General features: G+C 71.5%; 11 protein-coding genes. All 11 read left to right on the plus strand.

The genetic code is table 11. From position 1 onward, the window contains the following. Nucleotides 1-46: 46 nt before the first annotated feature. Nucleotides 47-619: a DUF4190 domain-containing protein gene (locus LCN96_RS18660; RefSeq protein WP_225274049.1), complete on the plus strand. Its 573-nt coding sequence runs from the start codon at nt 47-49 to the stop codon at nt 617-619. Between the two features lie 164 nt (nt 620-783). Next, complete coding sequence (locus LCN96_RS18665) at nt 784-1,323, plus strand: CD225/dispanin family protein (protein WP_225274050.1); 540 nt, start codon at nt 784-786, stop codon at nt 1,321-1,323. A gap of 44 nt (nt 1,324-1,367) precedes the next feature. After that, a complete protein-coding gene (locus tag LCN96_RS18670; RefSeq protein WP_225274052.1) occupies nt 1,368-1,799 on the plus strand; it encodes a DUF2752 domain-containing protein in 432 nt (143 codons plus the stop codon). Between the two features lie 132 nt (nt 1,800-1,931). Next, nucleotides 1,932-2,771 carry an indole-3-glycerol phosphate synthase TrpC gene (trpC, locus tag LCN96_RS18675; protein ID WP_225274054.1) on the plus strand — a complete coding sequence of 280 codons (840 nt, stop codon included), beginning with the start codon at nt 1,932-1,934 and terminating at the stop codon, nt 2,769-2,771. Between the two features lie 38 nt (nt 2,772-2,809). After that, the gene (gene trpB, locus LCN96_RS18680) at nt 2,810-4,015 is read left to right on the plus strand and encodes a tryptophan synthase subunit beta (protein WP_225276008.1); all 1,206 of its coding nucleotides are present in this window, start codon (nt 2,810-2,812) and stop codon (nt 4,013-4,015) included. A gap of 106 nt (nt 4,016-4,121) precedes the next feature. Beyond that, complete coding sequence (gene trpA, locus LCN96_RS18685) at nt 4,122-4,916, plus strand: tryptophan synthase subunit alpha (RefSeq protein WP_225274055.1); 795 nt, start codon at nt 4,122-4,124, stop codon at nt 4,914-4,916. An 86-nt stretch (nt 4,917-5,002) separates the two neighbouring features. Next, entirely contained in the window at nt 5,003-8,971 is a 3,969-nt protein-coding gene (locus LCN96_RS18690) for an endo-alpha-N-acetylgalactosaminidase family protein (protein WP_225274057.1), read from the plus strand. Nucleotides 8,972-9,200: 229 nt separating this feature from the next. After that, on the plus strand, nt 9,201-9,677 hold the full coding sequence (locus tag LCN96_RS18695) for a MauE/DoxX family redox-associated membrane protein (protein ID WP_225274059.1): 477 nt from the start codon (nt 9,201-9,203) through the stop codon (nt 9,675-9,677). Beyond that, a complete protein-coding gene (locus LCN96_RS18700; RefSeq protein ID WP_225274061.1) occupies nt 9,677-10,441 on the plus strand; it encodes a DsbA family protein in 765 nt (254 codons plus the stop codon). The genes LCN96_RS18695 and LCN96_RS18700 overlap by 1 nt, the downstream gene beginning before the upstream one ends. 26 nt (nt 10,442-10,467) lie before the next feature. Beyond that, on the plus strand, nt 10,468-11,637 hold the full coding sequence (gene lgt, locus LCN96_RS18705; protein ID WP_225274063.1) for a prolipoprotein diacylglyceryl transferase: 1,170 nt from the start codon (nt 10,468-10,470) through the stop codon (nt 11,635-11,637). Continuing rightward, entirely contained in the window at nt 11,634-12,338 is a 705-nt protein-coding gene (locus LCN96_RS18710) for a VIT1/CCC1 transporter family protein (RefSeq protein ID WP_225274064.1), read from the plus strand. Before lgt ends, LCN96_RS18710 begins: the two co-directional genes overlap by 4 nt. Nucleotides 12,339-13,138: the final 800 nt, after the last annotated feature.

Consider the following 13,138-nt stretch of genomic DNA (forward strand, 5'->3'; position numbering starts at 1 on the left):
AATAAGCTGCCGTTGCAACTCGCCACGAACAATGAGGAGCCAGCTCATGACCTACGGGGATCAGGGCGCCAACGGCGGCTACGGGCAGCAGCCGCAGAGCGGGGGAGGCTACGGTCAGCAGCCCCCCGGTTATGGCGGCGGTTACGGGCAGCAGCCGCAGAGCGGGGGCGGCGGCTATGGTCAGCAGCCGCCGGGCTACGGCCAGCAGCCGCCGAGCTACGGCGGCGGCTACGGTCAGCAGCCGAACAGCCAGCAGAACCTCGGCTACGGCCAGCTGCCGCCGAGCGGCGGCTTCGGCTACGGCCAGCAGCCGCCCCCCGGCTACTACCCGCCGCCCCAGCCGCGCTCCACCAACGGCATGGCGGTGGCCTCGCTCGTGCTGGGCATCATCGGCCTGGTCTTCTGCGGCCTGACGAGCATCCCGGGCGTGATCCTCGGGCACATCGCCCTCAACCGGATCAAGAAGACGGGCGAGGAAGGCTCGGGCATGGCGGTGGGCGGCCTCGTCACCTCCTACATCACGGTCGTGATCTGGGTGTTGTGCTGGCTGTTCTTCGGCGGGTTCTTCCTATGGATGCTGGGTCTGTCGGCCGCCGCCTCGTCCTCCTACGATTACTGACTCGCGGGTAACCTGCCGATCGCGTAGCCGGGCCGTGACGACCTGCTTGCGGTCCGATTACGAATTGTCCGCAAAATGGACGTTCGTCCACGTGAAAGATGCATTATCGCTAGGCTGCCGCGCGCAACTCGAACTCAAAGATGACGACATGAGGGGTCTCGAGCATGAGTTACGGTAACCAGGGCGACGGCGGCTACGGTCAGCAGCCGCCGAGCGGCGGTGGCTACGGCGGTGGCTACGGGCAGCAGCCCCCGTCCGGTGGCGGTTACGGGCAGCAGCCCCCGTCCGGTGGTGGCTACGGGCAGCAGCCGCCGAGCGGTGGCGGTTACGGGCAGCAGCCGCCGTCCGGTGGCGGTTACGGCGGTGGCTACGGCCAGCAGCCGCCGTCCGGTGGTGGCTACGGTGGCGGTTACGGCGGCGGCCCCGGGGGCAACCCGCCGGACAACCAGCTCGTCCCGGCCATCCTCACCACCCTGTTCTGCTGCCTCCCGCTGGGCATCGTGGCGATCGTGAAGTCGTCGCAGGTGAACCAGAAGTGGCAGATCGGCGACTTCGCCGGCGCCCAGCAGGCGGCCGAAGAGGCCAAGACGTGGTGGAAGCGCAGCCTGATCATCGGTGCCATCGGCATCGGTCTGCTCATCATCGCCTACGTCCTGTTCTTCGTGATCCTGGCCGCCAGCGTGTCCACGACGTACTCGTACTAGGCCGCATCACGAGCGGCACGCAGCGGAAGGCGGATACTGGAGTCATGAGCCTCGCAACAACCGGGCGGCACGGGACACAGCGTCTCAAGGGCCTGCTCGCGCCACTCGGTGTTGCGGCCGCCACCGGCGCGGTGTTCGCGTTCGTCGGCGCGGTGGACCCCAACGAACCGGGCCACTATCCGACGTGCCCGTTCCTGTGGATCACCGGTCTCTACTGCCCGGGTTGCGGCACGCTGCGCAGCATCCACGCGCTGGCCCACCTCGACCCGGTCGCCGCCCTCGGCCTCAACCCCCTCGCCGTCGCCATGGTTCCGTTCCTGGTGTTCTGGTGGGGCCGATGGGTGGTCCGGGCGTGGCAGGGGCGGCCCAGGCGCACCACGCTGGCACATCCGGCGTGGCTGTGGGCCTTCCTCGCGATCGTCATGGTCTACTGGGTCGTCCGTAATCTGCCTTTCGGAGCGTTCCTGGCCCCTTGACCCGGCGTCCACATGGGGACCGGTGGTGAGGTGACCCCGTAGGGGCCGATACCATCGCAGGACAAGGCGAAGAGCGGACGCGACGCGAACTCTCCGCCACCCCCAGAAGCCGACCGGAGGGACCTCAAGCGCGTGAGTGAGCGGACGGAAGGGCCGAGTGTCCTCGACGACATCCTCGACGGGGTGCGCGCCGACCTCGCCGCACGTCAGCAGGCCGTGTCGATCGACGAGCTCAAGCAGCGAGCCGAGCGGGCGCACGCGCCCAGGGACGCGATGGCCGCGCTGGGAGGCGACCGGATCTCGGTGATCGCCGAAGTCAAGCGCTCCAGCCCGTCGAAGGGCGCGCTCGCCGCGATCGCCGACCCGGCGGCGCTGGCGGCCGACTACGAAGCGGGTGGCGCACACGTCATCAGCGTGCTGACCGAGCGGCGCAAGTTCGGCGGCAGCCTCGACGACCTGGCCGCGGTGCGCGCCCGGGTCGACATCCCGATCCTGCGCAAGGACTTCATCCTCACCTCCTACCAGCTCTGGGAGGCCCGCGCCTACGGTGCCGACCTGGCTCTGCTCATGGTCGTCTGCCTGGAGCAGGAGGCGCTGGTGTCGCTCATCGAGCGGGCCGAGTCGATCGGGCTCACCCCGCTGGTCGAGGTGCACACCGAAGAGGAGCTGCAGCGAGCGGTCGCCGCCGGCGCCCGGGTCATCGGGGTCAACGCGCGCAATCTGAAGACACTCGAGGTCGACCGCGATGTCTTCGCGAAGATCGCGCCGAAGATCCCCGATAATGTGATCAAGATTGCCGAGTCGGGCGTGCGCGGCCCGCACGACCTGCTCGCCTACGCGCGGGGCGGCGCCGACGCCGTCCTGGTGGGCGAGAGCCTGGTCACCGGCAAGGACCCGCGCAAGGCAGTGGAGGCGCTGGTGACCGCCGGCGCTCATCCGTCGACGCGCCCCGACCACTCAGCAGAGGGATAGCAGTGGCAAACGAAGGCAGCATCCTGACCGCCGCCGACCTGGCGGGCAACGGCGCGTACGCCAACGACCCCGACGTGCACGGCAAGTTCGGCATCTTCGGCGGCCGCTACGTGCCCGAGGCGCTCATCCCGGCGCTCGACGAGGTCGCGGCCACCTACGAGAAGGCCAAGAACGACGCGGAGTTCCTGCGCGAGTTCGACCACCTGCTGCGCACGTACGCGGGCCGGCCCACCACGCTGACCGACGTGCCCCGCTTCAGCGAGCAGGCCGGCGGCGCGCGGATCGTGCTCAAGCGCGAGGACCTCACCCACACCGGCGCCCACAAGATCAACAACGTGCTGGGCCAGGCCCTGCTGACCAAGCGGCTGGGCAAGAAGCGGGTGATCGCCGAGACCGGCGCGGGCCAGCACGGCGTGGCCACCGCCACCGCCGCGGCCCTGCTCGGCCTGGAGTGCGTCATCTACATGGGCGCGGTCGACTGTGAGCGCCAGGCGCTCAACGTCGCCAGGATGAAGCTGCTCGGCGCCACCGTGGTGCCCGTCAAGAACGGCTCCCAGACGCTGAAGGACGCCATCAACGAGGCCTTCCGCGACTGGGTGACCAACGTCGACACCACCCACTACCTGTTCGGCACCGTGGCGGGCCCGCACCCGTTCCCCGAGATCGTGCGCGACTTCGCGCGCATCATCGGCGTCGAGGCGCGCCGCCAGATGCTGGAGCTGACCGGCAGGCTGCCCGACGCGGTGTGCGCGGCGGTCGGCGGCGGCAGCAACGCCATCGGCATCTTCCACGCCTTCATCGGCGACCAGGGCGTCCAGCTCCACGGCTACGAGGCCGCCGGTCACGGCCTGGAGAGCGGCGAGCACGCGCTCACGCTCACGGCCGGCTCGGTGGGCGTGCTGCACGGCTCGCGCACCTACGTGCTGCAGGACGACGAGGGCCAGACGATCGAGTCCCACTCGATCTCCGCCGGGCTCGACTACCCGGGCGTCGGCCCCGAGCACGCCTGGCTGAAGGACTCGGGCCGCGCCACCTACCACGGCGTCACCGACGACCAGGCGATGGCCGCGTTCTCGCTGCTGGCCAGGACCGAGGGCATCATCCCGGCCATCGAGTCCTCCCACGCCCTGGCGGGCGCGCTGGAGCTGGGCCGCGAGCTCGGCCCCGAGGCGACCATCCTGGTCAACCTCTCCGGCCGCGGCGACAAGGACATGGGCACGGCGATGAAGTACTTCAACCTGTAAGACTCCCGACGTCCGCGCCGGGCGCGAGTCCTCCCGGCGCGGGGGATTCAGGGGCGGGCCCGCCGCAGGGCATCATGGGAGGACTCGACCTTCGAAACGGACAGACATGACGACTCTTCAGACGGTTTTCGCCAAGGCGAAGGCGGACAACCGGGCCGCGCTCGTCGGCTACCTGCCCGCCGGCTTCCCCACCAAGGGTGGTGACGTCGCCGCCGCCGCGGCCCTGGTGGAGGCCGGCTGCGACGTCATCGAGATCGGCCTGCCCTACTCCGACCCGCTGATGGACGGCCCCACCATCCAGGACGCGGTGCACAGGTCGCTGACCAACGGCACCCGCATCGCCGACGTGATGCGCACGGTCGAGGGCGTGGCCGCCACCGGCGCCGCCACACTCGTCATGACGTACTGGAACCCGATCGACAAGTACGGCGCCGACCGGTTCGCCCGTGACCTGGCCAACGCGGGCGGCGTGGGCACGATCACGCCCGACCTGACGCCCGAGGAGTCGGAGCCGTGGCGGGAGGCGTCCGCGGCGGCGGGCATCGACACGGTGTTCCTGGTCGCGCCCAGCTCGACCGAGGCGCGCATCAAGGCCGTCGTCGACTGCTGCACCGGTTTCGTGTACGCGGCGTCGCTGATGGGCGTCACCGGCGCCAGGGAGACCGTCAACGTCGCGGCCGAGGGCCTGGTCAAGCGGACCAAGGCGCACACCGATCTGCCGGTGTGCGTGGGGCTGGGGGTCGGCACGGGGGCGCAGGCGGCCGAGGTGGCCACCTATGCCGACGGGGTGATCGTGGGGTCGGCGTTCATCCGCCGCATCCTCGACGCGCCCGACGAGGCCGCCGGGCGGGAGTCCATCGGGACGCTGGCCCGTGACATGGCCAGGGGCGTGCGTCGCTGAGGCCGGCTCGTTGACCTGAAAGCGCGGTTCCCCAACGGGGGGCCGCGCTTTACCGTCTATGTCAGACGGTCCCGAAAGGACGGGTCATGCGTCCCCTGTTACTCGCAGCAGCCCTCGCCCTCACGGCCACGGCCGCTCCGCCACCGCCGCCCGCCGCCGCCACGACACCGCCGCCTTCCGCCGCGGCTGCCGCCTCACTTCCGCCGCCCACCGGCTCCGCGACTGGCGCCTCGCCCGCGCTCGCCGCGTCCGCGGCTTCTGCGGCGAACCCGGAGCAGGCACCGCCCGGGCCGGAGCCGACCCCCACCTACGAGCTGCCCTCCCCGGAGCCCCGGCCCACCGGCGCGCCGCCGCCCAGCCCGACCGCGCAGAACCTGCCGCCCACCCCCGCCCAGGTGGCCGAGCCGATCACGATCGCGTCGGCGGCCCTGCGCGTGGAGCTGGACCCGGCCTTCCCGCGCGTCCTGCGCTACACCGACCGCGCGAGCGGCGCCACGCTCGGCGGCAGCACGGGAGTGCCCGCCGTGGTGATCAACGGCTCGCCCAGACCCGCCCAGGTACGGCTGACCGCTGACGACGGCGCCACCGCCCGCTACCGGCTCGACCTCGGCGACGGCGTCGCACTCCGGGCCAGCATCGGCGTCAGGGGCAGGGTGACGACGTTCGCGATCGACGAGGTGACCGACACCGAGGCGTTCAGGGTCGGCACCATCGACCTGCCGGGCCACGACCTGGTGTCCGTGTCCAGCGCCCACCCCGGCGCGGCCACCGCGTTCACCCGCCTGGACCCGAACTCCACCCGCACCGCCGACGTCTTCGCCCAGGTCACCGCGGACACGCCGGCGGAGGAGACGCCGGTCGGAGCCACGTACGCGATCGTGCACACCGACCGCCTGGCCGCGGCCGTCGAGACGAACTCGACCTACGACCGCGCGTCAGGCGCGACCGACAGGGACGCCGCCAGGCTCTGGCACCAGGCCAGGAAGGACCAGGACGGCACGGTACGGGTGGGCGTCTGGAGCGGCCAGTGGACGCACCGCGCGAGCGGCTCGCCGTTCACGGAGGAACGCCCGTGGGCCAGGATCGTGGTCACCCCGGAGGCGAACGGCGACGGCACGCTCGACTGGCAGGACGGCGCGATCGCGTTCCGCGGCATCGCGATCAAGGCGCTCGGCGCCGGGCAGACCAGGGACCGGGTGGTCACGCACATCCCGTTCAACTTCTCCAGCCAGGCCGCCCACCCGTTCCTGCGCACGCTGGACGACGTCAAGCGCATCGCGCTGGCCACCGACGGGCTCGGGCAGCTCGCGCTGCTCAAGGGGTACCAGTCGGAGGGGCACGACTCCGCGCACCCCGACTACGGCGGCAACTACAACCGCCGCGCGGGCGGCCTCGCCGACCTCAACACCCTGGTGGCGGCGGGCCGGGCGTGGAACGCCACGTTCGGCGTGCACGTCAACGCCACCGAGGCCTACCCCGAGGCGAAGAGCTTCGACGAGCAGCTCGTGAACAAGGACGCCAAGGGCTGGAACTGGCTCGACCAGGCGTACCTGATCGACCAGCGCGGCGACCTGACCAGAGGCACGCTCGCCGGACGCCTCGCCCGCCTGCGCGAGGAGACGGACAGGAACCTCGCGGTGCTGTACGTGGACGTCTTCCGGCCCTTCGGCTGGGTCGCGGACCGCACGCTGGCCGAGCTGCGCGCGCAGGGCTGGCAGGTCACCACGGAGTGGTCGGACAAGCTCGAACGCTCCTCGTTGTGGGCACACTGGGCCAACGACCTCAACTACGGCGGCGTCACCAACAAGGGGCTGAACTCGCAGATCATCCGGTTCGTCCGCAACCACGAGAAGGACGTCTGGAACGCCCATCCGATCCTGGGCAACGCCCGCATCGTCGAGTTCGAGGGCTGGACGGCGGAGAACGACTTCACCGCCTTTCAGCGCAACATCTGGGAGCACAACCTGCCGGTCAAGTTCCTCCAGCAGCACCCGATCACGGACTGGAACGCCGACGAGATCGTGTTCGCGGGAGGCGTGCGCGGCACATACCGGGACGGCAGGCGCGAGCTGTACGCCGGCGGGCGCAAGGTGCTCGACGGCGGCACCTACCTGCTGCCGTGGAAGGGCCGCTTCTACCACTACAACGCGGCGGGCGGCGAGACCACGTGGGAGGCCGACCGGGCGATGAGCGTGTACGAGCTCACCGACCAGGGCCGCGTCCCGGTGGGCACGGTCACCCCGTCGGCCGGGAAGATCACCCTGCGGGCGAAGGCGGGCGTCGCGTACGTGCTCTATCCCGGCAAGGCGCCCAGGCAGGCCGATCCCGGATGGGGTCAGGGCAGCGGCGTGCGCGACCCCGGGTTCAACGGCGACAGCCTGCCCGGCTGGACCACCAGCGGGCCTGTGAACGTGCAGCGCAACGCCCTGGGCCAGCGGGTGGCGCTGCTCGGCGCGGGCCCGCAGGCGCGGCTCGAGCAGCCACTCCGGGGCCTGCGGCCGGGCCGGACCTACACCGCGTCGGCGTTCGTCGAGGTGCAGCCGGGCGCCACCCGCGCGACCACGCTGGAGGCGGGCGGGCGGTCCGTGACGATGTCGCGTTCCACGGCCAGGAACTACATGGCCTCCGACGAGAAGCACGACACCTTCTTCCAGCGGGTGAAGGTGACGTTCACCGCGGCGTCGACGGCCACCGTGCTGCGGATCAGCGCGGCGGCGGGTGAGGGGGAGGTGCGGGTGGACGACGTCCGCGTCTTCGAGCGGGAGCCGGTCGGCGCGGTGGAGACGTTCGAGTCGGTGGAGCCCGGATGGGGGCCGTTCGTGAAGGGGGACGCGGGCGGGTCGTTCGACGCGCGCACGCACCTGGCCGAGCGGCACGAGCCGTACACGCAGGCCGGCTGGAACGGCAAGACGGTGGACGACGTGCTGAACGGCGAGTGGTCGCTGAAGGCGCACGAGGAGCGTCAGGGCCTGATCTACCGTACGGTGCCGCAGACGGCGTGGTTCGGGCCAGGGCACGCGTACGAGGTGTCGTTCGCCTACCAGAACGCGCTGGCCGGCACCTACCAGTGGGTCACCGGCTACGACCGGGGCGGCGCCGCCGTGGAGACGCGCCGCACGCCGATCCCCGAGCAGCGGGAGACCGCCCGGTTCAGCGAGCGGGTGGTGGCCGGGTGCGGCGAGGTGTGGGTGGGGCTGCGCTCGCTGCAGCCGGAGGCGGCCGGGGCCGACTTCGTCCTCGACGACTTCGCCGTCACCGACCTCGGGCCCGCTCAGGACGCCCAGGCGTGCGGGACGCTGGCGGTGACGCCCGCCTCACCGGTGTTCGAGCAGGGGGCCGCCGGTGAGGTCACCGTGACGTTCACGAACCTCGAAGAGGTGGCGGTCCAGGACGTGGCGGTGCGGATGGAGGTGCCCGAGGGCTGGACGGCGCAGGGCGACGGCGGCGGGACCGTGGAGCCCGGCCAGGCGCTGGCCACGACGTGGCGCGTCACTCCGCCCGCCGACGCGCCGTACGGGACGTACGAGCTGGCCGCCACCGCCGCCTACACCGTCGGGGGAGCGGCCAGGACGCTGATCGCCGCCGTCTCCGTGCGCACGCTTCCGCCGCCGCCCGCGGCCGACGCCTACGCCAGTGACCTGGAGTGGGTCAGCGCGGTCAACGGGTGGGGGCCGGTGGAGCGCGACCGGTCCAACGGGGACACCGGGGCGGCCGACGGCGGGCCGATCGTCATCGGCGGGCGGGCGTTCGACAAGGGGCTCGGCACGCATGCGCGGGCTCAAGTGCGTTTCTCTCTAGGAGGGCGGTGTACGTCGTTCACGGCTTTCGTCGGTGTTGACGACGTGCAGACCGTGCGGGGGTCGGTGGAGTTCGGCGTCGTGGCCGATGGGGTGGAGAAGGCGCGCAGTCCCGTGCTGCGGGCCGCCGACGCCGCGTACGAGCTGAGTGCCGACGTGACGGGCGCCCGGTACGTGGACCTCGTGGCCGGGGACGCGGGTGACGGCATCGGCAACGATCACGCGGACTGGGGCGAGGCCCGCTTCGGCTGCTCCTGAGTCCGTGTCCCTTCGGCGGGGTCCGTGGCTGTCCGGGCGGTTCATCGGCTCTGGTCGGTCAATGCGGCGACCCTCCCTGCTCGGAGGCGGAAAACTCGCTTAACTGATGCTTATCCGCGACGTGATGCGATGGACTCCGGGTACTGTGCGCATTCCGGCGCAGAGACAGAGGAGAACGCTTGTGGCCGCGTCACTACCGTCACCTTGGGCGAGATCGGCGATACCCTGGGTGACGACCGTCGCCCGTTTGGTGCTGGGCGGGGTGCTGATCGCGGCGGGTGCGCTCAAGATCGGTAACCCGGCCGACTCCGTCGTGGCGGTCAAGGCCTACCAGTTGCTGCCAGAATCGATCGCCGTCGCGGTGGGCTACGCCCTGCCGATCCTGGAGATCGTGGTCGGCGTGCTGCTGGTCGTCGGTCTGCTGACCAGGGTGGCCGCGGTGATCGCCGCGCTGCTCATGTTCGCGTTCGTCTTCGGCATCGGCTGGGCGTGGGCGAAGGGCCTGCGGATCGACTGCGGCTGCTTCGGCGGCGGCGGCCAGCTCGGAGCCGGGCAGGAGCCGACCTACCTGCTCGACATCCTGCGCGACTTCGGCCTCGTGCTGCTCGGCGCGTGGGTCGCGCGTTTCCCGCCGGGCCGCTTCGCGCTCGACGGGGCCCTCGGGCTCGGGGGCGATACTCATGATGAGGACGAGGGGGACGACTGATGAGCAAGGGTGAGCGGACGAAGACGAAGTCTCAGTCGGCGCGCGAGAAGATCAAGGCGCAGCAGGCCGAGCAGCGGGCCAGGGAGAAGCGCCGCAAGACGATCACGTACGTGACCGCGGGCGCCGTCGCGGTGGCCGCGGTCGGGCTCGGCTGGTGGTACGCCGCCAGCATCTCCCGCTCGGAGGAGGCCACCGGCGCCCTCGCGCCCGTCACCGTGCAGGCCGACGGCACCGCCGTGATGGCCAAGGCCGGCGTCACCGCGCCCGTCGTCGACATCTACGAGGACTTCCAGTGCCCGGCCTGCAAGGAGCTGGAGCGCGTCAGCGGCCAGACCTTCAAGAACCTCGCCGCAGAGGGCAAGGCCAAGGTCGTCTTCCACCCGATCACGATCTTCTCCCAGGAGCCGACCAAGTCCAACTCCGTACGCGCGGGCAACGCCGCCAGGTGCGTCGCCGACGGCAAGCAGTGGCTGGCCTTCCACGACCTGCTCTTCGCCAACCAGCCCTCGGAGACCGAGGAGGGTTTCAAGGTCGACCAGCTCCAGCAGTGGGGCAAGGAGGCGGGGGTGAGCTCGCCCGGCTTCGACCAGTGTGTCGCGTCCAACAAGAACGCCCAGGCGCACCTCGCGTACAGCAAGAAGATCAGCGACGAGCAGAAGCTCGACCACACGCCGACAGTGAAATTGAACGGCACAGAAATAGACAATCAGGTACTGTTCAGTCCGTCGCAACTGCGCGATGAGATTACGGGGGCCGCCAAGTAGCCTCGCTTCCGCTACCCTCACCTGACATGCCCCTTGCCTCGATTCCCAGCCCTTCCCAAGGGGTCTGGTATCTCGGAATCATCCCGATCCGGGCTTATGCGCTATGCATCGTGCTCGGCGTCGTCGTCGCCGTCTGGCTGAGCGAGCGCCGCTGGCGCGCCCGCGGTGGCGAGCCGGGGACGATCATCGACATCGCGGTCCCCGCGGTCATCTTCGGCCTGATCGGCGGCCGGCTCTACCACGTCATCACCGACTGGCAGACCTACTTCGGCAGCCGCGCGATCAAGGAGCCGATCCAGGCCCTGTACATCTGGGAGGGCGGCCTCGGCATCTGGGGCGCGATCGCGCTCGGTGGCGTCGGCGTCTGGTGGGCCGCGCGCAGACGCGGCCTGTCCATGACCGCGCTCGCCGACACGATCGCGCCCGGCATCGCCTTCGCGCAGGCCATCGGCCGCTGGGGCAACTGGTTCAACCAGGAGCTGTACGGCTCGCCGACCACGCTCCCGTGGGGCCTGGAGATCGACGTCGACCACGGCGGCGAGCCCGGCGTCCTCTACCACCCGACGTTCCTGTACGAGTCGCTGTGGGACGTCGCGCTCGGCTTCGCGCTCATCTACCTGGGCCGCCGCCTCGCGCTGCACCACGGGCGGCTGTTCGCGCTCTACGTCGCCGGCTACACCCTCGGCCGCTTCTGGATCGAGGGGCTGCGCATCGACCCCGTCGGCGGGGTGGACCACGCGGTGGAGTTCCTCGGCCTGCGGATCAACCAGTGGACCTCGATCGTGCTGTTCGTGGGGGCGCTGGTGTACTTCTGGGCCACCAGGAACAAGACGGGCGAGGAGATCGTCGTCTCGCCGTCGTCCCACTACGACCCTGACCCGGCTCATTCCTCCGGCCAGGCCGACATCGACACGCCCGAGCAGGAGACGCCGGAGAAGGACGGGACCTCGGGCTCGGAACCGGACCAGGAAGGGGCTGCCCCGAAGGCTGAGTCCACCTCGGACGAGGAGCCCCCGGCGAAGGCGGAAGCGGCCGCCGACCCGGGCGCCGGAGCCCCTGCCGGCACGGCCGCCGGCACGGCCGCCGACACGGCCGCCGACACGGCCACCGACACGGCTTCCGACGCCGATGCTGACGACGACCGGGCGGAGCTTTCCGACGCCGAGCCCGTGACGAAGGAGAAGAACTCGCGATGAACGGTCGCGCGGAGATCCACCACCGACATCGTGACGTCACCGGAGGCTGGTTGCGGCCCTCGGTGTTCGGCGCGATGGACGGCCTGGTGTCGAACTTCGCGCTCATCGCGGGTGTCGCGGGCGGCACCACCAACACCAGGGTGATCGCCCTCGGCGGCGTGGCCGGGCTCGCCGCCGGGGCGCTGTCCATGGCGGGCGGCGAGTACGTCTCGGTGGCCAGCCAGCGCGAGCTGGCTCAGGCCGAGATCGCCGTCGAACGGCGCGAGCTGGCCCGCCACCCCGACGACGAGCAGGCGGAGCTGGCCCAGACGTTCGTCGACAAGGGCGTGACGCCCGACCTGGCCGCCGAGGTGGCCAGGCAGATCTCGGCGCACCCCGACCGGGCGCTCGAGGTCCACACCCGCAACGAGCTGGGCGTCGTCCCGGGGGAGCTGCCGTCGCCGACGGTGGCCGCGATCTCGTCGTTCCTGTCGTTCGCGTTGGGCGCGGTGCTGCCGCTGCTGCCGTATCTGTTCGGAGCCCAGGGGCTGGGTGTGTCGGCGGGGGTCTCGATGGTGGCGCTGTTCGCGGCGGGGGCGGTGGTCTCCGCCGTGACGGCGCGCAGCTGGTGGTACTCAGGGTTGCGCCAGCTCGTGGTGGGGGCCGTGGCGGCGGGCGTCACGTTCGCCGTGGGCACCTCGATCGGGGCGGCGGGGCTGTGATGGCGCGTCGCAGAGGCCCGTCCGGATCCGGCGGCGGGCGATCCAACGGCGACCGCTCCAGCCGCATCCGAGGCACCCGCGCCACCCCGCCCCCCGGCACCCACGCCCCGGGCCCGGACGGCCAGGGCTTCCACGCGGCCGGCCCGGACGGCCAGGGCTTTCACGGCTTGGACAGCCAGGGCTTTCACCCCGGGGATGCTGACGGCCAGAACTACCACACCACCGGCCCGGACGGCCGGAGCTTCCACGGCCCGGGCACGGACGGCCAGGGCTTCCACTCCCGGGGTGCAGACGGTCAGGGTTTTCACACCCGCGGTGCGGACGGCCGGGACTTCCACACCGGAGGCACCGATGGCCGCGGCTTCCGCGCTTCGGGCGCGAATGGGCGTGACTCCCAGACGCAGGGCCATGACGCCTGGCCGGCGGGCGACGGCGGCGGTGGTCACCGCGCTGCGGGCACTGACGCCAGTGGCTGGCCGGTGGCTCGTGCCGGTGGTGACCACGGCGTGGGCGGCGCCGACATCAGCGGTTGGCCGGTGGCTCGCGCCGGTGGCGATCACGGTGTAGGTGGCACTGACATCTCGGGTTGGCCGGTGGCCGGCGCTCAGAGCGGTGGCCAGGGCGGCGGCCAGCCTGCGGGAGGCACGGACGGGGGCGGCTGGCCCGGGTCCGGTGCCCATGGCGGTGGCCCGGGCGGTTCCCACGGCGCGAGCGGCACGGACGGCGGTGGCTGGCCGGCGGCCGGCGGCGGCCGGTCCGGGGCCGACGCTGGGGGCAGCGGACGGCCGGGGGGCACTCGC

The sequence above is a fragment of the Nonomuraea gerenzanensis genome (assembly GCF_020215645.1).
GTDB classification, from domain to species: domain Bacteria; phylum Actinomycetota; class Actinomycetes; order Streptosporangiales; family Streptosporangiaceae; genus Nonomuraea; species Nonomuraea gerenzanensis.